The organism is Faecalibacterium sp. AF10-46 (assembly GCF_003604105.1).
In the GTDB taxonomy this organism is placed as follows: domain Bacteria; phylum Bacillota; class Clostridia; order Oscillospirales; family Ruminococcaceae; genus Faecalibacterium; species Faecalibacterium taiwanense.
Map to the genome: position 1 here is coordinate 46,178 of NZ_QVGY01000007.1, position 25,225 is coordinate 71,402.

Sequence of the window (25,225 nt, forward strand, 5' to 3'; positions counted from 1 at the left end):
TCTCTTTGCGTTTTTATTTTGAAAACACACTCTTTACATACTCATAGCTGTTAATATCGCCAATGTCATACCTCTTACCCGGCATGACGTAAGCGTGCATCGGTGTCTGCTTGCTCAACCAAGCCGCAAAGCTACCCGGTGCGTCATAGCCGCAGCCGTTCTCCAGAGCTTCCTGAATCCGCTTTACATCACAGGCATGATAGCAGTAGAACGGCGGCACAGCCAGATTTCCTTTTGGTTCCTTTGGCTTTTCCTCATAGCTCGTAATCAGATCCGAGTTATCAAGCGTGATGATTGCTGTTTTCTGCTGCTTTTTCAGTTCGTTTTCCTCATGGCACATCACACAGGAAGCATTCTTTTCCTTGGCAAAATCAACGAACTTGGAAAGGCTGAAATACAGATTGCAGTAACAATCTATACGCAGGCTTGCCTTCGTACCTCCTTATTCTGTTTTCTGCTCTATCAGCTTTCGCTGTGGTGGGTTAAGTATAGAGCGCAACCAGAAGCCATTAGCACCTAAAATCACACTGGCCGCAACGCATTATGACAGGCAGAAACAGGTTGAGGTGAAAAGGTCAAGCCGCGTAAACCCGCATGAAATCAGGATTTTTTCTGGTTGTCCATATTATTTCACACTCCCCATGGACGGTAACTACAACTCTTTTCCCAAACATCTTCGGCAGCCATGCAAAGAACGCCGGCCCTTCGGCATGGATGTGCACCACATCGTATTTTCCAAATGCACTATAAAGTGCCGCAAATGCGGAGGAGCTGACTGCAGCAAGTCCGCGCCGTTCAATAGTCGGAACAGACTTCTGACGGATTCCCTCGTACTCCGTTTTACCAGCATCGTCATATTCTGCACCACTCACATGATGGCCTGCTCTGTTGTAACAGGTCACGTCACAACCATTCTGTGCCATTCGGGTGCAGAGCTCTTTGACAACGATCTCTACTCCGCCTTCTCTCGATAATCGCTTCTGTCCGAACATCGCAATCGCAAGTTTCTTACTCATAAATCTTTCCCGCAATCCCACTCAATTTCTTCATCAATATCTCAGCCAACACAAAGAGCGGATAGGCTCGCTTGCCTGTCCGCTGGCTGTCACCCCACCCTCATGGTCGAGATTTCTTTCTGGATGGCATTGCTGCCACCCAAAAAGATCAGTCGTTCATTCTTCGGGTAAGAAAATATGAACTTCGGGTTGCGGGGCCTTTCATTCTCTGCCGTACCCTTGTCCCTATTATGACAGCCGCGTATTATATCTCCATCCCCTCTCCGCTGAATGGTCGGAACATATTTCTGGCAGATTCCAGCGTATTCAATTTTACTGGCATCATCATATTCCGCACCGCTCACATGATGTCCCGATCTGTTGTAGCATGTCACCTGACAGCCCTGCTGCGCCATCCGTGTGCACAGCTCTTTTACCACGATCTCCACGCCGCCCTCTCTCGACCACCTTTTGTGGCCAAAAACAGCAAGCCTCAATTTCTCTTTCATTTTCCCTTTCCCGTCGCTTTCCCCATTTAGGGATCTCATCCCCATACCGTGCCAAACTCCGGCCCGGTTTCCTTTACATCACAAAAAGCCCGGACGCATTTACGCCCAGGTTTTTGACTGATTTACGCCGCAATTCATTGACATTTTATTTCCAGAATCATCAATATCAATTTCGTAAATGTATTTATCGACACTAAAAACATTTTACCATTTTTTCCTTTGGGATACAATACTTTTCAGCTGTATCATTGCCTGCTTCATGGCTAAGATTTCCGTACTTTATTCCGTCTTTTTGTTGCAACATATTCATTTTGGAAAGAAACTCGTTCCATTGCTTTTTTCAGCAAAAAAACACCCTTCCCCTCACGGAAACCCGCAAAAGGAAGGGTGTTGAACTCAATATCCTGTTGTCATGCCAATCACAGCATGTTCGTACCGGCAAAGCCGGTATCAACTGTTATTCAGCACGGCACCTCAAGCGCTTTTGAGCGTAGAGCTATGATTAGCAGTTCTCAGCGAAGTACTTAATGGTACGGACCATCTGAGAGGTGTAGGAGTTCTCGTTGTCGTACCAAGACACGACCTGAACCTGATAGGTGTCGTCGTCGATCTTAGCGACCATGGTCTGGGTAGCATCGAACAGAGAGCCGTAACGCATGCCGATGACATCGGAAGAAACGATCTGATCCTCGTTGTAGCCGAAGGACTCAGAAGTAGCAGCCTTCATAGCAGCATTGATGGACTCCTTGGTGACATCCTTGCCCTTGACGACAGCAACCAGAATGGTGGTAGAGCCGGTGGGAACAGGCACACGCTGAGCAGAACCGATCAGCTTGCCGTTCAGCTCGGGGATGACCAGGCCGATAGCCTTAGCAGCGCCGGTGGTGTTGGGAACGATGTTCTGTGCGCCAGCACGAGCACGGCGCAGATCGCCCTTGCGCTGAGGACCATCCAGGATCATCTGGTCGCCGGTGTAAGCATGAACAGTGGTCATGATACCGGAGACGATGGGGTAGGTCTTGTTCAGGGTGTTAGCCATGGGAGCCAGGCAGTTGGTGGTGCAGGAAGCAGCAGAAATGACCTGATCCTCAGCGGTCAGGGTCTTCTCGTTGACGGAGAAGACAATGGTCTTCAGATCGTTGCCTGCGGGAGCAGAGATAACGACCTTCTTTGCGCCAGCCTGAATGTGAGCCATGCTCTTCTCCTTGCTGGTGTAGAAGCCGGTGCACTCCAGAACGACATCAACGTTCAGTTCGCCCCAGGGAGCGTCCTTTGCGTCCTTAACAGCGTAGATCTTGATCTCCTTGCCGTCAACAATGATGGAGTCCTCGGTAGCCTCGACGGTGTGCTTGCCCTCGCCGATCTTGCCGCAGAAAGAACCCTGAGCAGTATCGTACTTCAGCAGGTGAGCCAGCATCTTGGGGCTGGTCAGGTCGTTGATTGCGACGACCTCGTAACCCTCAGCATCAAACATCTGACGGAAAGCCAGACGACCAATACGACCGAAACCATTGATAGCAACTCTAACAGCCATGTTAATAGTACCTCCTAATTATTTTACCCATAATCGGATAAATCACGGTATCTTTATTTTAGACCAAAACGCAGAAAGTTTCAAGTATCTGCCAAAAAATTAACAAGAGATTCACTGCATTTTTTGCTTTTGTACGATTTTAATTCCTTTCATTCCCTGCTTTTCGGCAATTGCGCCAACAGAGTGCCAACATTTTTGTCAGCTCTCCCCGTTCAAGCAGGCTGCAGCGCACGCTCCGCCAATGCCGCCCACGCAGCAAAGGCCCAGTCCGGCAAAGATCTCCGGCCAGACAGCCGGTGTGGCCCAGCTCAGGCCGCTCATCAAAACCAGTACGTAGGGCAGCTGCCAGCACAGGCAAAGTGCAAATGCGGCAAGCCCGGCTGCGCACAGTGTTTTGCCATTGCCCGGCTGCGGGACATGCAGCGCCCGGGCCAGCGCTGCCAAAAACACCAGTGCCGCAAGCGCCTGCCACACCGCCGCTGTAGGGGTCACGCGGTGCCAGCTGGAGCTGTTCTCCATAAAGCGCAGCAGCACGTTCCAGTAGAACAGCAGACTGCCCGCCACGGCCAGATACAGCCCGCCAAAGGGCTTTTTCCACTCGTTGGGGCTGAGCCAGCAGCGGCCCATGGTGCTGAGCCACGCGGAGCACAGGCATTCCAGAATGCACCGCACAAAGCCGCCCAGACCGGAAGCTGCGCCCAGCGCGATCTGTGCACCCGCTGCGGCCAGAAAACATACTGCACCGACAAAAGCCAGAATACCGGCCAGCGGCCTGCGGCTACGCACCGCTTCCGAGCGGGAAGGCTGTGTACGGCCCACAAGCACTGCAGCCAGCACCACGATACCCAGTGCCAGATAGCGCCACCACACCGAGCCGACCACGCACAAACCGGTGACGGCATCGGTGCCAAAGGCAAGGTCTGCCGCGCGCAGCACGCCCAGCAGAATGCTCAGGATAAAAACGAACAAAACAGAAGGATTCATCAGCGTTCCTCGATCGGCTTATATTTCTGGCGCACGCCCAGATACTTGTAAGCGGGACGAATGATACGGTTGGCGAATACCACCTCTTCCACGCGGTGTGCACACCAGCCGGGCACACGGGCAATGGCGAACAGCGGGGTGTAAATATCCTCAGAGATGCCCAGCATGTTGTAGATCAGGCCGCTGAACAGGTCCACGTTGGCGCACACCGGCTTGGTGCTGCCCTTTTCCTCGGCAAAGATGCCGGGGGCCAGCCGTTCGATGCTGCACAGCATATTATACTCTTCCTCAAAGCCTTTGTCGTAGGCCAGATGGCGGGCGCGCTGCTTCAGGATCACCTCACGAGGGTCGCTGATGGTGTACACCGCGTGGCCCATGCCGTAGATCAGGCCGGAGCCATCGCCCGCCTGCTTGCGCAGGATGCGGCGCAGATACTCGCGCACCTCATCGTCGTCCTCGGGGTTTTCCACATGCTTGAGGATATCCTTCAGCTGACGGTTCACCATCAGGTTGGCACCGCCGTGCTTGGGGCCCTTCAGTGCACCGATGGCCGCCGCGATTGCGGAGTAGGTATCGGTGCCGGAGGAGGACAGCACACGGGTGGTAAAGGTGGAGCAGTTGCCGCCGCCGTGGTCGGCGTGCACCAGCAGGCACATATCCAGCAGCTTTGCTTCCTCGTGGGTGAACTTCTGGTCCGGACGGTAGGTGCTGAGGATGTGCTCTGCCGTGCTCTGGCCGGGCTTGGGCAGGTGGAAGAACATGCTCTGCTTATCGTAGTAGCGGCGTTTCATCTGGTAAGCGTTCACCATCATGGTGGGCATGCTGGCGATCAGATTGATGCTCTGGCTCAGGATGTTCTCCAGACTCAGATCCTCGGCGTGCTCATCGTAAGAGTAAAGGCCCAGCACGCAGCGCTGCAGCTTATTCATGATATTGGGCGAGGGGGCGTTCATGGTGTCCATGAAGCCTTCCGGCAGGGCGCGGTGCTCTGCCAGGATCTCACAGAAATCGTCCAGCTGCTCCCGGTTGGGCAGACTGCCGAACAGCAGCAGCCAGATCACCTCTTCAAACACAAAGCGGTCATTGCGGTAGGCCTCGTCTACGATCTCGTTGATGTTCACACCGCGGTAGATCAGCTTGCCGGGAGTGGGGATCACATGGCCTTCCTGATCCTTTTTATAGCCCACAACGTCGCAGACGTTGGTCAGGCCGGCCAGCACACCAGTGCCATCCGGGTTGCGCAGGCCGCGCTTGACCCCCAGACGTTCGCTCGTCTCCGGATCGATGTAGTTGTTGGCAACATATTCCTCACACAAAGTCCGCATTGTGTTCGGGTCCAGCGTTGCCACCTCCGAATGTGCAAAATTCATAAGGGGAATTCTCCTTTCATCCTATTTATATACTTTCCCGCCCACCCTCAATGATGGGTATAATGCTATATTATCGCTTTTGACGAGTAAATTCAAGCATCAACTGCACCGTTCAGCGTACAAAAAGCCGGTTTGGTGCTTTTTTACGCTTGCACCACAAAAGGCTTTTTCCCTGTTTCGCATCTTTTTTCAGGGTATATCCGGTATTCTGATTAAAAAAACACCGCTGTCGGAGGGTTTGGGACTATGAAAAAGTTTTTTCTGCCAATCTTTGCGGTCCTGCTGGTGCTGGGCAGCATTCTGCCGCTGGCTGCCTACCGGATCACACGCGCCGTGCTCAGTGGGGCAGAGCCCGCATCTTCTGCCGTATCTTCGCCTGCAGCATCTGCGCAGCCGCCAAGTGCCGTGCCTTCTGCGGATGCCGAGACCTTTCTGGTGGAGGATCAGGCCACCGGACAGGTGTTGGAGCTTTCCCGTCAGGAATACGTTCTGGGTGCTGTCGCCGCCGAGATGCCGGTGAGCTGGCCGGACGAAGCGCTCAAGGCACAGGCCGTTGCCGCCCACAGCTATGCGCTCTACTGCCGGGATCACACCACCCTGCAAAGCGGCGCCTGGCTCACTGCCGACCCAGCCCGGCGGCAGGGCTACCTGACCGAGCCGGTGCTGCGCAGCTACTGGGGCACCGCCTACGAGCAGAATTACGCCCGCCTCTCCGCCCTTGTGGACGAGGTCTTGGATGAGATACTTTATTATGAGAATGCTCCTGCCTGCGCCAGCTACTTTGCCATTTCCAATGGGCAGACCGAGGCCAGCGAAAATGTATGGGGTTCCGCCCTGCCCTACCTCATTTCAGTGGACAGCAGCACCGACCGTTCCGCTGACAACTACGAATACACCGTCACCTTTTCCGCAGAGCAGGTGCAGCAGGCCCTTGCAGGCCTTGGCATTTCTGCCGACCTCGCCGCGCCGGAGGGCTGGTTCGGCCCGGCAGCGCTGACCAGCGCCGGATACACAAGAACCGTCACGGTCTGCGGGCAGACCGTTTCCGGCACGACCCTGCGCCGGGCGCTGGGCCTGCGCAGCACATGCTTTACGGTACAGTACCAGAGCGGGAATTTCAGCTTTACCACCCGGGGTTACGGCCACGGTGTGGGCCTGAGCCAGTGGGGCACAAAGGCCATGGCGGAGCAGGGCAAAAGCTATGCCGATATTCTGGCACACTACTACCCCGGCACGCAGCTGCAAGGATGAAAAAGCGGCCCGCACCGCAAAGGCACAGACCGCTTTTCTATTCACTCTTTTTCTTATACCCGCACCATATCCGGGGTGATCTCGGCCAGAGAATGCGCACCGCACATCTGCATGGTGTCGGCCAGCTCACCGGCCAGCTTATCAATGTAGCACTTCACGCCTTCCTCGCCGCCGCCATACACAGCCGTGACGAACGGGCGGCAGATCAGCACGCCGTCTGCACCCAGTGCCAGTGCCTTGAACACATCCACACCGGTGCGGATGCCGCCGTCCACCAGGATCTTCACGCCGGTGCCCTTGAGGGCTGCTGCGATCTCCGGCAGCACCTCGGCAGTGGCCGGGCACTGATCCAGCACGCGGCCTCCGTGGTTGGACACCACGATAGCAGCCGCACCGGCTTCCTTTGCCTTCAGTGCGCCCTTAACGGTCATAACGCCCTTGACGATGAAGGGGCGATCGGCCAGCTTGACGATCTCGGCAAGCTCTGCCACGCTCTTGCTGCCTGCGGGCGGAGTCATGTTCTTCAGGAAGGGCAGACCGGCTGCATCCACATCCATGGCCACGGCAAAGCAGCCGCTGGCCTTGGCCTCGGCCATCTTTTCCTTAATGGTATCAATGTTCCAGGGCTTGATGGTGGGCACGCCGCAGCCGCCTGCCGCGCCGATGGCCTTGGTGGCCATCTCCATAACGGTGGGGTTGGTGCCGTCGCCGGTAAAGGCAGCGATGCCGTTCTCTGCACAGGCGCGCACCAGCACATCATTATAGGTCATATCGGTATAGGCTTCAGAGTAGTGCAGGTTTACAGCACCCACCGGGCCTGCAAAGAACGGGTACTTGAAGCTCTTGCCAAACAGCTCAATATGGGTGTCCGGGGTGCCGCCCTCGCACAGGGTATCCATGTTCACGCGGATCTCGGCCCACTTATTATAATTGCGGATGGCGGTATCGCCCACGCCCTTGGCACCGGGGCCCGGGATCTGGTTTTTGCAGGCCACGCCGTTGCACACCGGGCAGGCCTTGCAGTATTTGCCAATGCACTCACGGGCATTGGCCAGCACTTCAGGATAAGTCATAAGAAAGCATCCTCCTTTTTTATTCCACTCTGCGGCCGCAAAGATTTCCCGCCGCAGTACTCTCCTGCTTCATCATAGTCCGGTTCAACCGCTTCGTCAAGGGTTTTTGCTGCATCCCTGAATTTTTTGCCGTTTTTTGCCTGCACAGAGATGTCGTTTTGAAAAAGCCCATTTTTTTCAAAAAATCCTTGACAAAAGCGGTTCTTTCAGGTATTATAGTGTGGCGCTGTGGCGTACAACCGAATATGGAAAGATGGCTGAGTTGGTCTAAGGCGCACGACTGGAAATCGTGTAACGTGTCAAAAGCGTTCTGGGGTTCGAATCCCCATCTTTCCGCCAGAAATCCGGAACCTTTGGGTCCCGGATTTTTTGTTTTATCGGCTCATTTTTCATTTTTAAAAAAGTGCTTGACAAATGCGCACCTTTCAGGTATTATAGTAGAGCGCTGTGACGCACAACTGAATATGGAAAGATGGCTGAGTTGGTCTAAGGCGCACGACTGGAAATCGTGTAACGTGTCAAAAGCGTTCTGGGGTTCGAATCCCCATCTTTCCGCCAGAAATCCGAAACCTTGCGGTTTCGGATTTTTTGTTTTTCCAGCGCTTCTCTGTTCCGCCTTGACTTTTGTCCGCTGTTCCGCTATGCTGAATAAAACATCTGAGGGAGGATTTTTTATGGCATCTTCCAAACGAAAAAAGCACGGCGCGGGCTATGTGGTCCTGATCGCAGTGCTCATTCTTGTACTGCTTGCAGTCGTGGCCGCTGTAACCGGGTACAGTCTGGTAGCCCGCCGGGTGAAAGCGCTGCAGGCAGGCGCGGCCTTTACCTTTGATTATGAGATCACATCCACAGTCGATTCCCCTGCCCTTTACACCATCCTGCAAAAGACAGGCTCCACCAAGGGCACCGTCAACGGCCTGTATGCGCCGGACGCACTGCAGCTGAGCATCTCGGCCCCGGATGCCGTTATCCCGGCAGGCCCGCTCACCCGGGTGTATATCAGCAGCAGCGAGACCTTATACGATGTCGGGCAGCTGTACAAAAATATCCGCTCTTCCATCACCGGCAGCTACCCGCTGGCGAGCCTTCTGCTGCCGGACTGGAGCCTTGGCAGTTATATCTCGCAGGCCCAGCTGGCAAGCCTACTGGGTGTGGACACCACAGCCACCAGCCTGCAGGACATGACCGAGTTTGAGCTGCCGCAGAAAAAGCTGCAGCGCGTACAGCCGGAAAACGCAAAGGATGGCTACCTTTATTTTCAGCTGGATACCGGTGATGCCAGCGCCAATGCACCGGTACTTGTTATCGGGCTGGAAAAGAGCAGGTTCTTTGCGGATGCCATCCCGGTGCACATCCTGCTCACCATCCCGGAACACGGGGTCAGCATCCAGCTCACTGGCACCGTGAGTGCCCAGACCGTGGTGCTCACTGCGCCCACATCCCGCATGAAGGACGAAGACATCCAGACGCTGGTGCAGATCCGCGATACCATCCAGAGCGTGCTGCAGTTCGTGCAGACCGCTGCCAACAGCGTACAGAACGCGGGCTGATCTTTCCGCAAACATCAAAAGCCAGAAACGGCAGCAGTCGTTTCTGGCTTTTGTTCTGTCATTTTACCGGTCGAGGATTCGGCCATCGGTGGAGAAAGTGACTACATTCCACGGGATGAACTTGCCGCTGTTCTTCAGAGCAGTGATGGCAGCGTGCTCCAGCCCGCCGCAGCAGGGCACCTCCATGCGCAGCACGGTCACGCTCTTGATATCATTGCTGCGGATGATCTCGGTCAGCTTTTCGCTGTAATCCACAGCATCCAGCTTCGGGCAGCCGATGATGGTCACATGGCCCCTCATGAACTCCTCGTGGATATTGGCGTAGGCATAGGCGGTGCAGTCGGCGGCGATCAGCAGCTTGGCACCGTCAAAGTAGGGCGCGTTCACCGGCACCAGCTTGATCTGGCAAGGCCACTGTGCCAGCTGGGACTGCATGGGCACTGCGGCTGCGGCAGGTGTGGTCTGCTCACGGTGGAACTGTTTCATCATGCTGCCCGGGCAGCCATGGAACGCCGGTGCAGCGGGCTGCGCCTGCTGCTGGGCGGCAGCGGCCTTTTTCTGCTTGTTTTCCAGCACAGCCTGCTCGTCATAAGCGGCGGCTTCGCGCTCGGTAAAGGTGATGGCACCGGTGGGGCATCCGGGCAGGCAGTCGCCAAAGCCGTCGCAGTAGTCGTCCCGCATCAGCTTAGCCTTGCCGTTCACAAGGCCGATGGCACCCTCATGGCAGGCGGTGACGCAGGCACCGCAGCCGTTGCATTTTTCTTCGTCTATATGAATGATTTTGCGGATCATGGAAAAATCCTCCTTGCTTTGATGTTCTGAGTATACTATAATCAGACCGTGCTTTCGGTTGTTATAACCACAGAAAGAGGATTTTTATGAAAAAGATCGCGTCGCCCCTATTTCAGGATCTTTCAGAAGCCGAGCTGGATACCCTTGCCGCTGCCGGGCACCTGCGCACCCGGCAGTTTGCAAAGCACGAGGTCATCTTCCACGCCGGAAGCTGCGTGCGGGAGATCGGCATTGTGCTGCGTGGTTCCGTGCACATTGAAAATCTGGATCTCTGGGGTACCAAAAGCATCCTGAGCAGCGTAGGTGCCGGGCAGGCCTTTGCCGAGACCTACGCCTTTTGCGGCGAGGCCTTGATGGTGGATGCTGTTGCGGCCGAACATTGCGAAATACTGTTCCTGCACACTGCCGCCTTTACCGATGCGCGGATCGAGCCAGCGCTGCAGGACAAGCTGCTGCGCCGCCTGCTGGCGGTGTCCATGCGCAAGAACCTCAGCCTTTCGCAGCGCATCTTCTGCACAACGCCCAAGACTGTGCGCGGACGGCTGCTGACCTATTTTTCCGCACAGGCAGCACGCTGCGGCAGGATGGAGTTCGAGGTGCCCTTCAACCGCCAGCAGATGGCCGACTACCTCAATCTGGACCGCAGCGCCCTCTCCAAAGAGCTGTGCAAAATGCGAGACGAAGGTTTGCTGGAATTTGATAAAAACCGCTTTGTTTTAAAGCAGCTTCCAGAATAACCAAAAGCGCCCGCCGGGCAGGGCTGGACCTCCGGCGGGCGCTTTCATTTTAACAAATCAACAGAACGAGATCAGACCGTCTCCTTCTTCTTACGGGGTGCGCACTTGCGCTTGGGCTTCTCCGCAGCGGGCTTTTCCTCTGCAGGTGCTTCTGCCTTTGCAGGCTCTGCTTTTTCGGCAGCCTTGGCGGCGGTCTTTTTTGCGGCGGTCTTACGGGCAGGCTTTGCGGGCTTTTCTGCCGGTGCTGCGGTCTCTGCCTTCCCCTCTTCTGCAGCTTCTGCCTTGGCGGCAGCCGCCTTTTTGGTGGTGCGGGGCTTGCGGGCCGCAGTCTTCTTGGCCGGTGCCTTTTCTGCAGCGGGCGCAGCTTCAGCGGCAGCCTCCACAGCAGGTGCCTCGGCCTTCTTGGCGGCACGCTTTGCGCGCTCCTTCACCTCGGCAATGGTCCACAGCTGGTCATCTGCGCCGGACACCTCCTGCCAGATCTGCAGCACGGTGCCAACCGCAGCGCCCATGCCAACGGTGTCCACGCACTTGCCGCCGGCCCAGGAAGAGCGCAGGCGCACAGTTCCTTCCGGGGTGGGCTGAACGGTCCACATCTGAGAGGTACCGCCCACATCCTCCCACAGGTGCAGCCAGGTGCCGTTGGCGGTGCCGGTCATGGTCAGGTCCAGCAGCTTGCCGGATGCGCGGTTGCGGATGCGGTAAACGCCGTCACCCACGCGGATAAAGCTCCACTCCTGCTCAGGCTTATGCTCGTACTTGCCCAGACGGACGGTACCGGCTTCCTTGGTGCCCTCCACGGCCTGAATGACGTTGCCGGTGTGCGCGGCAATGGTGTAAAAGTGATCGGCTTCGATCACGGTCTGTGCAACAGTTTTCATGGTTTGTTCCTCCTATGGATCGCAGTCGCCCGGCTCTGCCCGCGGCTGCCGCTTGTATTTTGTATGCAGCCTGTACAGATGCACAGGCTCTTTTGTTTCCCTTATGGTAAATGATACCACATATCGTGATTTTCTACAAGCAATTCGACCAGCCTTTAGCAAAACAGACAAAAACAGTCAAGCTTTCCGTCCGTTTTTCTCCCACTCCATGGGCATTTCAGGCACCATTCTGTGCCGGTTCAGCTCTCGACTTTTTGCCGCAGCTGCGTTATACTATGGAACGTGCATCCCGTGCACACATTCAAATTATCCGCCGCTCTGCTGCTGGGCGGCTTTTCTTGACCTATTCCTTATGATAAAAGGAGGTTCTTTCATGTCAGCAGACGAGCTCAACATTCAGCAATACAAAAAAATGACCGAGACACCCATTCCAAAGCTGATCCTCGGTCTTGCCGCCCCTACCATTTTAAGTATGCTCATCACCAGCATCTACAACTTGGCCGATACCTTTTTTGTGGGCCAGATCTCCACCAGCGCTTCCGGTGCGGTGGGCATTGTTTCCAGCCTGATGGCCATTATTCAGGCGCTTGGCTTTACACTGGGCCACGGCTCCGGCACCATCATCAGCCGCAGCCTTGGCAGCCGGAACACCGATGCCGCCACCCGCTTTGCTTCCACCAGCTTTTTTACTGCTCTGGCCGCTGGCGTGGTGCTGGCCGTTGTGGGCCTTGCCACTCTGCCCAGTTTCATGATGCTGCTGGGCAGCACCGAGACCATTCTGCCCCACGCCTGCGCTTATGCACGGCCCATCCTCATTGCAGCCCCGCTTATGATCTCCAGCCTTGTGATGAACAAGATCCTGCGCTATGAGGGCAAGGCGAACTTTGCCATGATCGGCCTTGTGACCGGCGGCGTGCTGAACATTGTGCTGGACCCCATCTTGATGTTCGGCTTGAGCCTTGGCACCGCCGGTGCAGGCATTGCTACGGCTCTCAGCCAGAGCATCAGCTTCTGCATCCTGCTGTCCATGTTCCTGCGGGGCAAAACCGTCAGTCAGTTCCGTATTACTGCCGTCACCCGTGAAGCGTGGGAGTTCGCCATGATCCTGGTGGGCGGCGCGCCCAGCTTTGGCCGTCAGGGCCTGCAGAGCATCGGCGGCATGCTGCTGAACATTGCCGCCCGCAGCTACGGCGATGCCGCTGTGGCCGGCATGAGCATCGTTTCCCGCATTTTCATGTTCATCATCTCGGTAGCCATTGGCGTTGGGCAGGGCCTGCAGCCGGTGGCCGCGTTCAACTACGGTGCGCGCAAATTCCGCCGGGTACAAAAAGCTGCAGTTTTTACCATGGGTGCAGCCTTTTGTATGCTGGTGGTGCTGGTGAGCCTGTGCTGGGTCAACAGTGATGCCCTCATCCGCCTGTTCCGCGACGACCCGGAGGTTACCGCCGTGGCTCTGCCCGCCTTCCACTATCAGTGCCTTGCCATTCTGCTGCAGCCGGTCATTGTGGTGGCAAACATGACCTTCCAGAGCGTGGGCAAAGCCGGGCGCGCCACCTTTCTGGCCTGTTGCCGTCAGGGCGTGTTCTTCATTCCGCTCATCCTCATTCTGCCCCGCACTTTCGGCCTTGTGGGCGTAGAGATCTGCCAGCCCATTGCGGATGCGCTCACCTTTATTGTTTCCCTGCCGTTCCTGCTGGCCTTCCTCAAGCAGCTGGACCGGATGGACGATGCTGAAAAAGCCAAAGCACAGTCCTGAACGTCTGTCATAAAACTGTAATCAACAGCCGTGTTTTCCTGCAATGGAATGCGCGGCTGTTTCGTATTATAATTGAACTGGAAAACCTTTCCGGCTTTCTTTTAAACTTTGTTCCCTTCCATACTGTAAGGAGTGATCTTTATGAAGCGTAACGTTTGCCGCATAGGCAGCGCTGCTGTATGCGCTGCCCTGTGCCTTACCCTTGGCTGCAGCTGCAGCGTGCTGCCGCCAGCTTCCGGCAAGCCTGCTGCTCCTGCTTCCTCAGTGCCCACCGATGCACACGGGGATCCGCTTTACGACAGCTCCCGGCTGGACGACGGAAAGCTGCGGATTCTTTACGGTTACGACAATTCCGGCAGTGCCTGCACCGTTCTGTGCGGCAGCAAGGTGCTGTACCAGTCTTTCCGCAGCGAGAACGTGAACCTTTTGCAGGACACCGTGACCGGTGAGACCAACTACTGGTTCCGCACCTGGGCCGACCCGGACGCTTATTGCGGACGGCGCAGCGGCCTGTTTGACAAAAACGGCAATGAAGTCATGACCTTTGAGGGGGAGCAGAACGCCTCCATGCAGAACGGTCTGCTGGTGCTGCAGGAAGCCCACGCCGTGAACGGCAGCTACGAAAACGGCTACGACGATTACGGCACCTGTCAGGTGATCGACCTTTCCACCGGCGAACGTCTGCCCGTGCCGGATGGCGCATACCGCTGCATCGTGTGCGGGGACAGGCTGGTGTTCACCTGCTATGCCCGCCCAGCAGACCTTGCCGAGGACGCATGGGACGATGAACCCGCCCTGCACAGCTGGGTCATTATACAGACGAAGGACGGTACACAGACTTACGGCGCAGATGCCACTACTGCCATAAGCCTTTCCTATGCACCGGACGTTCTGAACGACTGGGTAGAGCTGGACACCTGCCACGCCAGCGGCGAGCCAACGGACGAAACGCTCTATCATCCCGCCACCGGCGAAGGCTTCACCGGCTTCCGGCAGGTATGCGGCAATGGCACCGCCTGCTTTGTTGCCAGCGATGGCCGCTACGAGCTGCGGGATCTCGCCACCGTGGACCGCACCCTCATTGGCACCTTCGACGACCAGCCCAGCAGCTATTTCCCGGGCTATGTGGTCACATGGCGCACGAGCGGCGGCTTCGGCTATGATCTGCACGACCTTGTTACCGGTGAGGTGACACCGCTGTACGCTTCCAGCGTCATGAGCGACACCATCGCCCTTTACTATGAGGACGGACGGTTGAAGGTGTTCGACACCGAAACCGGCGATTTGATCACTGATACCACCGTGGAGCCAGTGGAGGGCCAGCAAAGCGTGATGATGGATAACAAGGGTGACGGCTACGTCTGGCTGGAGCTGCGGGATAACGATAACTTTGAGACCACCGCCACCCGCGTGTACGGCCCCGAGGGCCTTGTCTCCGACCTGACCCATCTGCAGGACAAGTATTATGCCCTGAACTATCTCATCACCACACCGGAGGGCAGGCCGCTGTACTGTGGCAACGCCAATGCGCCCAGCAGCAACGGCTCAATGTGTGACGTGCTGGATGAAAACGGCAACATTGTGTTCTATGGCCTTGGCAGCTGCTACAGCTACTACGACAACAGCCTGAACCAGCTGCCAGAACACGTGTTCGTTGCAAAACGCGGCTTTTACTACGGCTGGATGGATACGAACGGCAAATGGCTTTACTGCCAAAGCATCTTCTCTTCCATTAACGCCGACGATGAAATGGGCTACTGAGCCAGACTTTGGAGGAACGCCTTATGAAAAATGCTAAAATTTCCCGCCGCAGCTTTCTGCTTGGCCTTGCCGCCTGCTCTGCCGCAGGCATTCTCACTGCCTGCAAGGGGGATGACACCCCCGCCAGCAGCGCTTCCACCTCGCCGGAAGCACCCGCTTCTTCCGTGAGCGAGCTTGAACCCATCGGGCTGTTTACCGTGGAAGATTTTCCCAAGCTGGATGGCAGCACTGCCTGCATCCCGCTGATGGCCCAGATGATGGCCGATACCACCGGCATCGATCTGGAAGTAGCCCAGAGCGGCATTTCGGTCAGCACCACGGCCTATGCGTGGGAAAACTTCGGCCTGTACCCGGATGAGGAATACACTGCCAGGATGCTGGTGGTCTACGAAGCGCCGGACTACGTAAAGGAAGAGCTGAAAGAAGCAAACGCCCAGCTGGAACAGAAACCCATTGGCCGGGACGCACTGGTGTTCATCGTGAACGAGAACAATCCGGTCAAGAGCCTGACCCGGCAGCAGCTGAAGGACATCTATGCCGGTAAGATCACCAACTGGAAGGAAGTGGGCGGCGAGGATCTTGCCATCGTGCCCTTCCAGCGGGGCGAAGACTCCGGCAGCCAGACCCTGTTCCGCAAGCTGCTCATTCAGGGCGGCGAACTGATGGACCCGCCCACCGAGCTGGCTCCCGCTGCCATGGGTGAGCTGGTGGACAGCATCGCCGCCTACAACAACAGCGCCAATGCCATCGGCTTCTCGGTCTACTACTACATCGACCAGATGTACTCCCAGCCCGGCCTGCGTCTGCTGGCCGTGGACGGCGTGACCCCTTCCAACGACACCATCGCCAGCGAAAGCTACCCGCTGTGCAACGAGTTCTATGCCGTTCTCCATGCGGACGCTGCCGCCGACAGCCCGGAACGCCAGCTTTACGACTGGCTGGATACCACCGCCGGACAGGACTGCATCAAAAAATCCGGCTATGTAGCGGTGGCACCCGCCACCGGAACCACGGTGGATTGATCCTGCTGAATTGACACCTTTCTGCGTTTCTGCTACAATAAAGAAAAACTTCTGTCAAAAGTTTTGCAGCAGTTTACCGAAAGGAAGACCATTGTATGGAACACCCTGCAGAGCACTCTTCTACCGCAAACCATGTGGAAAGCCACTGGCGCACCCAGCTGCGCAACCGCATCATTCAGGCGTCCAGTCTGCTGGAAATTTTGCTCTCCGGCCTTGTGCTCATCGGCCTGCTGCTCAGCGCTGTGCCGCTCATCAAGTGGATGCCTGGCCTGCTGTTTGACGGTAACGAAGTGGAGATCCGCATTTTTCTGGAGCGGAGCCTTGACATCGTGATCGGCATCGAGTTCATCAAAATGCTGGCCAAGCACAGCCCCGGCAGCAGTCTGGAAGTGCTGCTCTACGCCATTGCCCGTCATCTGGTAGTGGGCCACGACTCCGCACTGGAAAACCTGCTCAGCGTGGGAGCCATCGCCCTGATTTTTATTGTGCGCAAGTTCTTCTTTGTTCCGGCCTTTGGTGCCCACCTGCCGGACGGCCATCCGGCACCGGATCTTTCTCCAAAGCAGAGCGGCATCCCGGCAGAGGAGTTTATCTCCCGTCTGAAAGACCGCGCCAAGGCCGAGGCGGCCGAGGCCATTCCTTCCGAAGAAGAGACTTTTGACGAGTACGATTTTGAGCAGGCCGCCCCGGAACCAAAATAACATAAACAAAAATGCCCCGCAGCACTGCCGGAAAACCAGCAGGCTGCGGGGCATTTTATAATGCTTTTATTTTTTATTGTGCTTTCCGAAGCGGTACTCTTTGCCCTCACGGATGCGCTGGATATTGGCGCGGTGCATATAGATCACCATGCCGGACATAAAGCCGGAGCCAATGGCGCACACTAGCATATCACCGGCGGCATAGCCCTGCAGGGAACCGTAAATGATCGTCAGCACCGGGTAGAGTGCTGCCATGGCCACGCTGCCCAGCGACACCATGCCGGTGGGGATCAGGCACACCAGAAAGATAATGGCCAGAAACGGCAGCAGCACCGGCTGGATGGCCAGAATGGCACCAGCTGCCACCAGCACGCCCTTGCCGCCTTTGAACCCGAAGTACAGCGGGTACAGATGGCCCAGCACTGCAAAGATAGCGGCCAAATAGACACCCAGATACGGCGAAACGCCGGCATCGGCGGGCAGCATGTGGAACAGCCACCGGCCGATGCACACGGCCAGCACGCCCTTGAGCACATCGCCTGTCGCGGTCATGGCGGCAGCCTTCTTGCCAAAGGTGCGCAGCATGTTGGTCATGCCGGCCGCACCGCTGCCATGATTGCGCACATCGTCATGATATACGAATTTGCTGACGAGGATGCCGGTATCCACACTGCCCAGCAGGTACGCCTGCAGGATGGTGGCTGCGGCGATCAGGATCGCTTTCATCATAGAAACGGATGCCTCCTTTGCGGGCGCTTACACGTCCTTTGCGCCCACTTCGCCGGAGCCGCGCTCGCGGATCACCAGACGGATGGGGGTGTGTTCCAGACCAAAGTTCTCGCGGATCTGGTTGATCAGATACCGCTGGTAGCTGAAATGGAACAACTGCTTCGAATTCACAAAGGCCACGAACGTGGGCGGGCGGGTGGATGCCTGAGTCAGATAGAAGATCTTCAGGCGGCGGCCCTTGTCGCTGGGCGGCTGCATCCGGGCTGTGGCGCGGGCCAGCATCTCGTTCAGCACGCCGGTGGGCACGCGGGCACCGTTCTGGCTGTCCACATCGCGGATCAGCTGCATGAGCTTGTTCACGTTGTAGCCGGTCTGAGCCGAGATGAAGATGATAGGAGCATAGCCCATAAAGCTGAAGCACTCGGCATAATCGCGGCGCTGCAGCTCCATGGTGTTGGTCTCCTTGCCTTCCACCGCGTCCCACTTGTTAACGACGATGATGCACGCCTTGCCCTGATCGTGGGCATAACCGGCCACCTTGCTGTCCTGCTCGGTAAAGCCGACGGTGGCATCCACAAGGATCAGCGCCACGCGGCTGCGCTCCACAGCGGCCAGTGCGCGCACTACCATATAACGCTCCAGACCGTCGGTGATGTTACTGCGCTTGCGCAGACCGGCGGTATCGGTAAAGATGAACTTGCCGTAAGCGTTGTCCACCGGGGTGTCAATGGCATCACGGGTGGTGCCCGCCTCGTTTGCCACGATCATGCGGTTCTCGCCCAGAATGCGGTTGGTCAGGCTGGACTTGCCCACGTTGGGGCGGCCGATGATGGCAACCGGGATGCGGTCCTCTTCCACCACCGTCTCGCTGAAGTCCAGATGGGCGCACACAGCGTCCAGCAGGTCGCCGGTGCCGTGGCCGTGCACGGACGAAATGGGCATCACCTCGTCAAAGCCGAGGTTGTAGAACTCGTACATCTCCATGGGGGCATCGCCCACCTTGTCGCACTTGTTCACGGCCAGAATGATGGGCTTGTGGCTGCGGCGCAGCATGTGGGCCACATCCTCGTCCGCGGCGGTCAGGCCGTCGCGCACGTCCACCACCATGATGATGCAGTCTGCAGTGTCAATGGCGATCTGGGCCTGCTCTCGCATGTGGGCCAGAATGCCCTCGGTAGCCTTGGGCTCAATACCGCCGGTGTCCACCAGCAGGAAGTCATGGCCGTTCCACTCGCAGTTGGCAAAAATGCGGTCACGGGTAATGCCCGGCGTGTCCTCCACAATGGCAAGGCGCTGACCGCACAGCTTGTTGAACAGGGTGGATTTGCCCACGTTAGGGCGGCCCACCACTGCTACGATCGGTTTGCTCATAGGGGTTCCTCCTTTCTATAACAAAAGGTTTTATGCTCTTCTTCTCCTTGCAATGTGCAGGCCGCTGCGCAGCAGGGCGCGGGCTTCGTCGCCGCCAGAGGTCGGCAGCACCTCCACCTTCACGCCAAGGCGCTGGGCCAGCTGGTCGGTGGTGATGTCGTCCAGAAAGGTGTCTTTTTCCTCCCGCAGCATCACGGCGGGCACGCCCAGCGTGCCGCTGGTCAGCTTGCCCTCGCACTGAGCAATGATATCGGTCGCCGTTACAAGCCCGGCCACACCCACATTGCCGCCGAAGAATTTGTTCTTGATGGTGTGCACCGTCACCTCAACCATGGGGTACTGGCGGTGCAGCTCGGCCATCATCTGGTGGATGAGCGGCGAAGCCATTTCGCCCGTGACCACGTCCATCTTTTTGGTGCCGTAAATGCGGTGGGGCTTTTCCAGCTCCGCCAGAAATTCCGAGGCATACAGGCGCATCATGCCCACGCCGTTTTCCAGCTGGTCGAAGTCCTCGTAGAACTCTTCCGGCGGGATGGGCCTGCCTGCCTTGAGGTACCATTCATCACTGGGGTAAATGATGCGCTTGCCGTGGCGGCGCTTGCACTCATCGCCGAATTCTTCCATGATGTCGATGACTTCGGCGCTGGTCTTTGCATCATACGGTGTCTGCTTGAACAGCTTCTCGCGGTAGTCCGTCACACCGCAGGGCACCGCCGCAATGCTCTGCACCATAGGGGTCAGCTCCAAAAGGTCGGAGAGGGTACGGCGCAGCTCGTCGCCGTCGTTGATGCCGCGGCACAGCACCAGCTGACAGTTGACGGCGATGCCGCCCTCCACCAGGCGGGGCAGATACTTGAGCACCTCGCCGCCGCGCTTGTTGGCCAGCATCCGCACACGGAGCTGCGGGTTCGTGGTGTGCACTGAAATGTTGATGGGCGAAATGTGCATCTTGATGATGCGGTCGATCTCGTGGTCCTGCATGTTCGTCATAGTGATATAGTTGCCGAACAAAAAGGAAAGTCGCTCGTCATCGTCCTTGAAGTAAAGGCTCTCGCGCATACCGGGGGGCAGCTGGTCGATGAAGCAGAACATGCAGTGGTTGGAGCAGGAGTGCTTCTGATCGCCCAGATAGGTCTGGAAATCGCAGCCAAAGGGGCCGCGCTCCGTGCGCTGCACATCCCACTCGCGGATGCCGTCTGCCACCCTTGCTTTCAGGTGGAAGCTTTTGCTGTCGGTGTAGAAATCGTAGTCCAGACTGTCGTTCAGCTCGTTTTCGTCCACGCTCAAAAGCTCGTCACCCGGGCCAAGGCCCAGCACTTCCGCTTCGCTGCCGGGTTCCACCCGTGCGATTTTCATTGCCACCGCATCCACCTCCTTTCAGACAGAACAAGAAGGGGAAGGCATGCGCCCTCCCCTTCTGTACATAACACCATTATGCCACCAATTACGCGCAAATTAGGCCTTCTTGATGACTTCCTCGCCCTTGTAGTAACCGCAGTTGCCACATGCCTGGTGGGGGAGCTTCAGAGAGCCGCAGTTGCTGCACTTGACCAGTGCGGGGGCCTCCAGCTTCCAAACATTGCTGCGACGCTTGTCGCGGCGGGCCTTGGAAAGATGTCTCTTAGGTACTGCCATATTTTTGCACCTCCTTGATGGGTTTATCAGTTCAGCAGTGATTTAAGGATTGCGAGCCTTGTGTCTACGGGAGCTTCGGCATGCTCTGCCGGCTGGCAAGTGCACTCCGCCTTCTTTTTGCCGCACACGGGGCAAAGCCCGGCGCAGTCGGCACTGCAAAGCAGCACCGTGGGAATCTGGAACATAAACTCCTGATTGAGCCATTCATCTACATCCAGATGTCCTTTTTCGTCCAGCGGAAGGTCAAAATCCGGATCATCCAGATCCCGTTCCTTTACCGTCCACTCCGTATCGACCGTCTCCTCCCGAATGACCGGGTCCAGACAGCGGGCGCACTCTCCGTGCACCGATGCGTTTGCCCGCAGTGTCATCCGGACCTCGTCGCCGTCCGTCTCCGCTTCAAAAACAGCGGTGACCGGCTGCGGGATCCTTGCCCCGGCATAATCATGTGCAGATAAATCACACTGAAACTCTGCATGATAGGGTTGTCTGCCGGTGGCGATAAACTTTCTCAGGTCAAATTGCATAGTACACCTCTAAAAGGCTGCTTTGTTAGTATAGCGCCAACGCAGCCCTTTGTCAACACCAAAACAGGCAGAAAACCGAAAAAATTTAAATTTCCCGGTTCTCTGCCTGTTCAAAGTAGTTCAGATCCCGATTTTCCGGAATTACAGGTACTTCTTCACATCGTGGGGCAGTGCAGCCTCGTCAGCGCTGACGGTAACGGTCACCTTCACGCTGTCGCCTGCAATGGCTGCCATCTCGTCCAGCACAACGCCCAGACGGTTGATGTCATGATCCAGCACCTTCAGGATGCCGTCAATGTACAGGTCGGTGATATCGTAGTTGCTTGCCATCAGGCCGGCAACAAAGCCGTACAGCATTTCGCCGCCGGAGATCTTGTACTCGTCCAAGTCGATCAGACGTGCAGCAGGAGCGATGTCGTAGGTGAGCTTCATGCCCTTTTCAACGACGACCACGTTGCCCTTGGAGGTCTTGACCGCATCATTGATCTGGTCGATCATAGCCTTGGTCTTGCCGGAGCCCTTGGTACCAACAATCAGTTTAATCATAGTTCAGTCCTCCTGTATTTTCCACGCCTTGCGGCGGGAGATCATTTTTATTTACTTCAGCTTTGCTTCCAGCTCGGCGGTCAGGCCTTCGTAGCCCGGCTTGCCCAGCAGAGCAAACATATTCTTTTTATAGCTCTCAACGCCCGGCTGGTTGAAGGGATTAACGCTGAGCAGATAACCGCTGCAGGCACATGCACGCCAGAAGAAGTAGATCAGGTAGCCCACATTGTAAGCGGTCAGGTCGTCCACCTCGATCAGCACTTCGGGCACGCCGCCGTCGGTGTGGGCGAGGATGGTACCCTCCATGGCCTTGCGGTTGACAACGCTCATGTTCTGGTTTGCCAGGAAGTTCAGGCCGTCAAAGTTGCCTTCCAGCGGGTCGATGAACAGATCCTGTGCAGGCTTCTTCACGTCCACGATGGTCTCGAACATGGTGCGGGAGCCTTCCTGAATGAACTGACCCATGGAGTGCAGATCGGTGGAGAAGATGCAGCTTGCGGGGAACAGGCCCTTGTTGTCCTTGCCCTCGCTCTCGCCGAACAGCTGCTTGTACCACTCGTTCATCAGGGCGAAGTCCGGCTCGTAGCACTCCAGAATTTCAACGCTCTTGCCCTTGCGGTACAGGATGTTGCGGATGGCAGCATACTTGTAAGCGTCGTTGTCCTTGCTCAGAACGGAGAAGCGCTCCATGGAATCGGCAGCGCCCTTCATCAGGTCGTCGATGCTGATACCGGCAGCAGCAATGGGCAGCAGGCCCACAGCGCTCAGCACGGAGTAGCGGCCGCCCACGTCGTCGGGGACCACGAAGGTGGGCCAGCCCTGTGCGTCGGCCAGCTGCTTCAGGGTGCCCTTGGCACGGTCGGTGGTGGCGTAGATGCGCTTGTTGGCTTCTTCCACGCCCATCTCCTTTTCCAGCAGTTCACGCAGCACGCGGAATGCCAGAGAAGTCTCGGTGGTAGTGCCGGACTTGGAAATGACGTTGATGGAGAAGCGCTTGCCCTTGCACAGGCTGATGATGTTGTTCAGGTAGGTGGGGCTGATGCTGTTGCCGCAGAAGTAGATCTTGGGGCCATTTTCCAGCTCGTTGTGGAACTGGCCCTTGACGGCCTCGATGACAGCGCGTGCGCCCAGATAGCTGCCGCCGATGCCGGCCACCACCAGCACATCGGAATCCTCGCGGATCTTTGCGGCGGCTTCCTTGATGCGGGCGAACTCTTCCTTATCATAATCACGGGGCAGATACATCCAGCCGAGGAAATCATTGCCCGGGCCGGACTTTGCTTCCAGCTGGTTATGGGCAGCTTCCACCTGCGGATAGATGGCTGCATATTCCTCTTCGCTGATAAAGCTGGAGAGGTGTTTGGTGTTCAGTGCGACACTCATTTTATTATAACCTCCAAACGATTTGCCGGGCCTTTGCCCTGCGAGGAAATATCTTGGTATAAGTGTACCGTTCCCTCCGGGCAAAGTCAAGGTCAAAATCCTTGGATTTCATACAATTTTAATAGTGTTTTTTTGTTTCTTCATCCAGAATTGTTCACACAGACAGTTCCACGCAGCTTACCGCAGCGCGCTTTTGTACGCTGAAGCGTGCATTCAGCTTTCGCAGCCAGTCAAAGCGTCCCACAACAGGCCGAATGCGGTGCCAAAGTCCATTTTTTCAGCATCGGCAGCGGAGCGCACCTCGTACTCGCCCAGCTGGGTCTCCCCGCTCAGGATGCGCACCGTGCCAACGGTCTGGCCCAGCTGCACCGGTGCTTCCAGCTCCTGCGGCAGATCCAGCTGCGCGGTGAGGGCAGCGGCGTTTTCCTTGGGCATCAGCAGCGTTTCGGGCAGAGCGGTGTAGTCCAGCGGTACGCTTTCCTCTGCGCTGCCCTTTACTTTTATAAGAAGAGGCCGGTCCTCCATGGCGGGCAGGGGCACGGCGGCGTAGGCCGCAAAGCCGTAGTCCAGCAGGGTGGTGGCCGCTGTGAACCGCTCCGAGCTGGAGAGCGACCCCAGCACCACGGCGATCAGGTCCAGCCCGTCGCGGGTGGCGCTGGCGCTGATGCACACGCCCGCGCCGCTGGTGGTGCCGGTTTTCAGGCCGGTGATGCCGTTGTAGCGCTTGAGCAGCTTATTGGTGTTCACCAGCTGGGTGGCACCGCCGCGCAGGGTGTCCGTCCAGATGCCGGTATAGTGCAGCACCTCCGGGCAGGTGTTCAAAATCTCGCGGCTCATGATGGCAACATCGTGGGCGGTGGAAAGATGCCCTTCGGTGTCCAGCCCGCAGGCATTGTGGAAGGTGGTGTTCACCATGCCCAGCTCTGCGGCGCGGGCGTTCATCATCTGCACAAAGCCCGGCTCGCTGCCGCCCACCAGCTCTGCCACAGCCACAGCGGCATCATTGGCAGAGGACACACAAATGGCTTTGATCATCTCGTCCAGCGTGAACTGCTCCCCCGGCTCCAGCCAGATCTGACTGCCGCCCATGTGGTAGGCGTGTTCACTTACCGGCACCAGCGTGTCCATGGCAATGCGGCCGTCGTGCACGGCTTCAAAGGTGAGCAGCAGGGTCATTACCTTGGTAATGGATGCAATGGGCATCTGCTGGTCGGCGTTCTTTTCATATAATATAGTGCCCGTCTGCTGGTCGATCAGGCAGGCGGCGCGGCAGGGCAGCTCCAAGGCAGGCTGTGCCGCCGCGGGCTGCACCGGCTGGGTCTGGTCTGCAGTTGCCTGCACCGCCGGGCTTTGCTGCCGCAGCCCATTGCCCTGCGCCGTGCCAAAGGCCAGTGCAAACAGCCAGAAGCACACCACCCCTGCACACAAAAGCGCCAAGTTTTTCCGCTCCATTTCGGTCCCTCCCTGCGCAATGTCTCTTGCTGAGAGAGTATGCAGGGGCCTTTTTGTTTAGAATATCCTGCGCCCGCACCGCAGCCTGCATTTTTTATTTTGTCTTTTTCTACAAAAGGGCTTGACTTTTGCCCTCCCTATCGTGTAAATTGGAGATGGCCCAAAAAGGCCGTATTGCTTTAACTTGTGGAATTATTTTTTAGGAGGATACTATTATGAATATCTCTCGTCGTTCTTTCCTGAAGATGGCTGGCCTGACCACTGTTGCTGCTGCGGGTGCTGCAATGTTCACCGGCTGCTCTCTGTACACCACCGTCAAGATGGAAATTGCCAGCGCTGACGGCTCTGTTGCCACTAATGTTCTGACCAAGATCAACAAAGAAGCTCCCGAAATCACCATTCCTTCCTTCGTTAAGGAGATCAACGGTGTTCTGAAGAATACTGTCAACGACGCTCTGCAGAAGGCATTTAAAGAGGCCAATTACACTCAGAAAGTCACCATCAACAGCATCAAGGTTGCAGATGGCAAGATGACCATTGATGTCACCGCTGATCCTAAGATTACCGAGGAAGAGGGCAAGGAGTAATCTTTGTACTTACGAGAGACGGGCAAACGCCCGTCTCTTTTTGTTTCTGCTTAAGTTTGGTCGTCTTTTGCAAAAACTC

At 56.8% G+C, this 25,225-nt stretch carries 25 protein-coding genes and 2 tRNA genes; 10 read left to right on the plus strand and 17 right to left on the minus strand.

Features of this window, described 5'->3' with window-relative positions; all coding sequences use genetic code 11:
* Window positions 1-13: 13 nt before the first annotated feature.
* From DWV57_RS08850 to DWV57_RS08875, 6 genes are all read right to left on the minus strand, one after another.
* Window positions 14-424 carry a sugar phosphate nucleotidyltransferase gene (locus DWV57_RS08850; RefSeq protein ID WP_120020565.1) on the minus strand — a complete coding sequence of 137 codons (411 nt, stop codon included), beginning with the start codon at window positions 422-424 and terminating at the stop codon, window positions 14-16.
* Between the two features lie 151 nt (window positions 425-575).
* A complete protein-coding gene (locus DWV57_RS08855; RefSeq protein WP_347562389.1) occupies window positions 576-1,016 on the minus strand; it encodes a glycosyltransferase family 4 protein in 441 nt (146 codons plus the stop codon).
* A gap of 89 nt (window positions 1,017-1,105) precedes the next feature.
* Window positions 1,106-1,504, minus strand: coding sequence for a hypothetical protein (locus tag DWV57_RS14980; protein WP_207666248.1), 399 nt, complete (start codon window positions 1,502-1,504; stop codon window positions 1,106-1,108).
* Window positions 1,505-2,006: 502 nt separating this feature from the next.
* Window positions 2,007-3,038: a type I glyceraldehyde-3-phosphate dehydrogenase gene (gene gap, locus DWV57_RS08865; protein ID WP_005945602.1), complete on the minus strand. Its 1,032-nt coding sequence runs from the start codon at window positions 3,036-3,038 to the stop codon at window positions 2,007-2,009.
* 198 nt (window positions 3,039-3,236) lie between these two features.
* Window positions 3,237-4,022, minus strand: a complete 786-nt coding sequence (locus DWV57_RS08870) for a hypothetical protein (protein ID WP_120020566.1) — start codon at window positions 4,020-4,022, stop codon at window positions 3,237-3,239.
* Entirely contained in the window at window positions 4,022-5,392 is a 1,371-nt protein-coding gene (locus DWV57_RS08875) for a citrate synthase (protein WP_118526256.1), read from the minus strand. The genes DWV57_RS08870 and DWV57_RS08875 overlap by 1 nt, the downstream gene beginning before the upstream one ends.
* 246 nt (window positions 5,393-5,638) lie before the next feature.
* Here DWV57_RS08875 and spoIID point away from each other — a divergent pair, with 246 nt between their 5' ends.
* A complete protein-coding gene (gene spoIID, locus DWV57_RS08880) occupies window positions 5,639-6,643 on the plus strand; it encodes a stage II sporulation protein D (protein WP_120020567.1) in 1,005 nt (334 codons plus the stop codon).
* A 53-nt stretch (window positions 6,644-6,696) separates the two neighbouring features.
* On the opposite strand, the gene DWV57_RS08885 is transcribed toward spoIID, so the two are convergent.
* A complete protein-coding gene (locus DWV57_RS08885) occupies window positions 6,697-7,716 on the minus strand; it encodes an alpha-hydroxy-acid oxidizing protein (protein WP_120020568.1) in 1,020 nt (339 codons plus the stop codon).
* 247 nt (window positions 7,717-7,963) lie between these two features.
* Between DWV57_RS08885 and DWV57_RS08890 the strand changes: the two genes are divergently transcribed.
* The 3 genes from DWV57_RS08890 to DWV57_RS08900 all read left to right on the plus strand — a co-directional run bounded on the left by DWV57_RS08890 (window position 7,964) and on the right by DWV57_RS08900 (window position 9,266).
* Window positions 7,964-8,055: transfer RNA gene (locus DWV57_RS08890), tRNA-Ser, on the plus strand.
* Window positions 8,056-8,182: 127 nt separating this feature from the next.
* Window positions 8,183-8,274, plus strand: a tRNA-Ser gene (locus DWV57_RS08895).
* Window positions 8,275-8,390: 116 nt separating this feature from the next.
* Window positions 8,391-9,266: a hypothetical protein gene (locus DWV57_RS08900; protein ID WP_165853687.1), complete on the plus strand. Its 876-nt coding sequence runs from the start codon at window positions 8,391-8,393 to the stop codon at window positions 9,264-9,266.
* Between the two features lie 63 nt (window positions 9,267-9,329).
* On the opposite strand, the gene DWV57_RS08905 is transcribed toward DWV57_RS08900, so the two are convergent.
* Complete coding sequence (locus tag DWV57_RS08905; protein WP_120020569.1) at window positions 9,330-10,058, minus strand: 4Fe-4S dicluster domain-containing protein; 729 nt, start codon at window positions 10,056-10,058, stop codon at window positions 9,330-9,332.
* A gap of 86 nt (window positions 10,059-10,144) precedes the next feature.
* On the opposite strand from DWV57_RS08905, the gene DWV57_RS08910 reads away from it, so the two are divergent.
* Window positions 10,145-10,795: a Crp/Fnr family transcriptional regulator gene (locus DWV57_RS08910; protein WP_120020570.1), complete on the plus strand. Its 651-nt coding sequence runs from the start codon at window positions 10,145-10,147 to the stop codon at window positions 10,793-10,795.
* A gap of 71 nt (window positions 10,796-10,866) precedes the next feature.
* Here the strand turns inward: DWV57_RS08910 and DWV57_RS08915 are convergent, their stop codons facing one another.
* A complete protein-coding gene (locus DWV57_RS08915) occupies window positions 10,867-11,676 on the minus strand; it encodes an RICIN domain-containing protein (protein ID WP_120020571.1) in 810 nt (269 codons plus the stop codon).
* Between the two features lie 373 nt (window positions 11,677-12,049).
* Here DWV57_RS08915 and DWV57_RS08920 point away from each other — a divergent pair, with 373 nt between their 5' ends.
* From DWV57_RS08920 to DWV57_RS08935, 4 genes are all read left to right on the plus strand, one after another.
* Window positions 12,050-13,432, plus strand: coding sequence for an MATE family efflux transporter (locus tag DWV57_RS08920; protein WP_120020572.1), 1,383 nt, complete (start codon window positions 12,050-12,052; stop codon window positions 13,430-13,432).
* Between the two features lie 141 nt (window positions 13,433-13,573).
* Window positions 13,574-15,193, plus strand: a complete 1,620-nt coding sequence (locus tag DWV57_RS08925) for a DUF5046 domain-containing protein (RefSeq protein ID WP_120020573.1) — start codon at window positions 13,574-13,576, stop codon at window positions 15,191-15,193.
* 23 nt (window positions 15,194-15,216) lie between these two features.
* Window positions 15,217-16,215 carry a substrate-binding domain-containing protein gene (locus tag DWV57_RS08930; protein ID WP_120020574.1) on the plus strand — a complete coding sequence of 333 codons (999 nt, stop codon included), beginning with the start codon at window positions 15,217-15,219 and terminating at the stop codon, window positions 16,213-16,215.
* 95 nt (window positions 16,216-16,310) lie between these two features.
* Window positions 16,311-16,916 carry a transporter gene (locus tag DWV57_RS08935; protein WP_243112327.1) on the plus strand — a complete coding sequence of 202 codons (606 nt, stop codon included), beginning with the start codon at window positions 16,311-16,313 and terminating at the stop codon, window positions 16,914-16,916.
* 66 nt (window positions 16,917-16,982) lie between these two features.
* Here DWV57_RS08935 and plsY read toward each other — a convergent pair whose 3' ends face one another.
* The 8 genes from plsY to DWV57_RS08975 all read right to left on the minus strand — a co-directional run bounded on the left by plsY (window position 16,983) and on the right by DWV57_RS08975 (window position 24,559).
* The gene (gene plsY / locus DWV57_RS08940) at window positions 16,983-17,645 is read right to left on the minus strand and encodes a glycerol-3-phosphate 1-O-acyltransferase PlsY (protein ID WP_005944253.1); all 663 of its coding nucleotides are present in this window, start codon (window positions 17,643-17,645) and stop codon (window positions 16,983-16,985) included.
* A gap of 27 nt (window positions 17,646-17,672) precedes the next feature.
* Window positions 17,673-19,016 (minus strand): ribosome biogenesis GTPase Der, encoded by a 1,344-nt coding sequence (gene der / locus DWV57_RS08945; protein WP_005944256.1) that lies wholly within the window; start codon window positions 19,014-19,016, stop codon window positions 17,673-17,675.
* 30 nt (window positions 19,017-19,046) lie between these two features.
* On the minus strand, window positions 19,047-20,378 hold the full coding sequence (locus DWV57_RS08950) for a DUF512 domain-containing protein (RefSeq protein WP_165852562.1): 1,332 nt from the start codon (window positions 20,376-20,378) through the stop codon (window positions 19,047-19,049).
* Window positions 20,379-20,471: 93 nt separating this feature from the next.
* Window positions 20,472-20,651 (minus strand): 50S ribosomal protein L32, encoded by a 180-nt coding sequence (rpmF, locus tag DWV57_RS08955; RefSeq protein ID WP_005920250.1) that lies wholly within the window; start codon window positions 20,649-20,651, stop codon window positions 20,472-20,474.
* A 26-nt stretch (window positions 20,652-20,677) separates the two neighbouring features.
* On the minus strand, window positions 20,678-21,178 hold the full coding sequence (locus DWV57_RS08960; RefSeq protein WP_097781644.1) for a YceD family protein: 501 nt from the start codon (window positions 21,176-21,178) through the stop codon (window positions 20,678-20,680).
* A gap of 141 nt (window positions 21,179-21,319) precedes the next feature.
* Entirely contained in the window at window positions 21,320-21,724 is a 405-nt protein-coding gene (locus DWV57_RS08965) for a hypothetical protein (protein WP_005944262.1), read from the minus strand.
* Window positions 21,725-21,775: 51 nt separating this feature from the next.
* Window positions 21,776-23,107: a glucose-6-phosphate isomerase gene (locus DWV57_RS08970; RefSeq protein WP_097775285.1), complete on the minus strand. Its 1,332-nt coding sequence runs from the start codon at window positions 23,105-23,107 to the stop codon at window positions 21,776-21,778.
* A gap of 213 nt (window positions 23,108-23,320) precedes the next feature.
* On the minus strand, window positions 23,321-24,559 hold the full coding sequence (locus DWV57_RS08975; RefSeq protein ID WP_120020575.1) for a D-alanyl-D-alanine carboxypeptidase family protein: 1,239 nt from the start codon (window positions 24,557-24,559) through the stop codon (window positions 23,321-23,323).
* Window positions 24,560-24,774: 215 nt separating this feature from the next.
* On the opposite strand from DWV57_RS08975, the gene DWV57_RS08980 reads away from it, so the two are divergent.
* Window positions 24,775-25,146: a twin-arginine translocation signal domain-containing protein gene (locus tag DWV57_RS08980; RefSeq protein WP_120020576.1), complete on the plus strand. Its 372-nt coding sequence runs from the start codon at window positions 24,775-24,777 to the stop codon at window positions 25,144-25,146.
* The last annotated feature ends 79 nt before the right edge of the window (window positions 25,147-25,225 follow it).

Bases quoted from the DNA above. Each gene is read 5' to 3' on its own strand.
- DWV57_RS08855 (WP_347562389.1), bottom strand. From the start codon at position 1,016: ATGAGTAAGAAACTTGCGATTGCGATGTTCGGACAGAAGCGATTATCG.
- DWV57_RS14980 (WP_207666248.1), bottom strand. From the start codon at position 1,504: ATGAAAGAGAAATTGAGGCTTGCTGTTTTTGGCCACAAAAGGTGGTCG.
- gap (WP_005945602.1), bottom strand. From the start codon at position 3,038: ATGGCTGTTAGAGTTGCTATCAATGGTTTCGGTCGTATTGGTCGTCTG.
- DWV57_RS08870 (WP_120020566.1), bottom strand. From the start codon at position 4,022: ATGAATCCTTCTGTTTTGTTCGTTTTTATCCTGAGCATTCTGCTGGGC.
- DWV57_RS08875 (WP_118526256.1), bottom strand. From the start codon at position 5,392: ATGAATTTTGCACATTCGGAGGTGGCAACGCTGGACCCGAACACAATG.
- spoIID (WP_120020567.1), top strand. From the start codon at position 5,639: ATGAAAAAGTTTTTTCTGCCAATCTTTGCGGTCCTGCTGGTGCTGGGC.
- DWV57_RS08885 (WP_120020568.1), bottom strand. From the start codon at position 7,716: ATGACTTATCCTGAAGTGCTGGCCAATGCCCGTGAGTGCATTGGCAAA.
- DWV57_RS08900 (WP_165853687.1), top strand. From the start codon at position 8,391: ATGGCATCTTCCAAACGAAAAAAGCACGGCGCGGGCTATGTGGTCCTG.
- DWV57_RS08905 (WP_120020569.1), bottom strand. From the start codon at position 10,058: ATGATCCGCAAAATCATTCATATAGACGAAGAAAAATGCAACGGCTGC.
- DWV57_RS08910 (WP_120020570.1), top strand. From the start codon at position 10,145: ATGAAAAAGATCGCGTCGCCCCTATTTCAGGATCTTTCAGAAGCCGAG.
- DWV57_RS08915 (WP_120020571.1), bottom strand. From the start codon at position 11,676: ATGAAAACTGTTGCACAGACCGTGATCGAAGCCGATCACTTTTACACC.
- DWV57_RS08920 (WP_120020572.1), top strand. From the start codon at position 12,050: ATGTCAGCAGACGAGCTCAACATTCAGCAATACAAAAAAATGACCGAG.
- DWV57_RS08925 (WP_120020573.1), top strand. From the start codon at position 13,574: ATGAAGCGTAACGTTTGCCGCATAGGCAGCGCTGCTGTATGCGCTGCC.
- DWV57_RS08930 (WP_120020574.1), top strand. From the start codon at position 15,217: ATGAAAAATGCTAAAATTTCCCGCCGCAGCTTTCTGCTTGGCCTTGCC.
- DWV57_RS08935 (WP_243112327.1), top strand. From the start codon at position 16,311: ATGGAACACCCTGCAGAGCACTCTTCTACCGCAAACCATGTGGAAAGC.
- plsY (WP_005944253.1), bottom strand. From the start codon at position 17,645: ATGATGAAAGCGATCCTGATCGCCGCAGCCACCATCCTGCAGGCGTAC.
- der (WP_005944256.1), bottom strand. From the start codon at position 19,016: ATGAGCAAACCGATCGTAGCAGTGGTGGGCCGCCCTAACGTGGGCAAA.
- rpmF (WP_005920250.1), bottom strand. From the start codon at position 20,651: ATGGCAGTACCTAAGAGACATCTTTCCAAGGCCCGCCGCGACAAGCGT.
- DWV57_RS08960 (WP_097781644.1), bottom strand. From the start codon at position 21,178: ATGCAATTTGACCTGAGAAAGTTTATCGCCACCGGCAGACAACCCTAT.
- DWV57_RS08965 (WP_005944262.1), bottom strand. From the start codon at position 21,724: ATGATTAAACTGATTGTTGGTACCAAGGGCTCCGGCAAGACCAAGGCT.
- DWV57_RS08970 (WP_097775285.1), bottom strand. From the start codon at position 23,107: ATGAGTGTCGCACTGAACACCAAACACCTCTCCAGCTTTATCAGCGAA.
- DWV57_RS08975 (WP_120020575.1), bottom strand. From the start codon at position 24,559: ATGGAGCGGAAAAACTTGGCGCTTTTGTGTGCAGGGGTGGTGTGCTTC.
- DWV57_RS08980 (WP_120020576.1), top strand. From the start codon at position 24,775: ATGAATATCTCTCGTCGTTCTTTCCTGAAGATGGCTGGCCTGACCACT.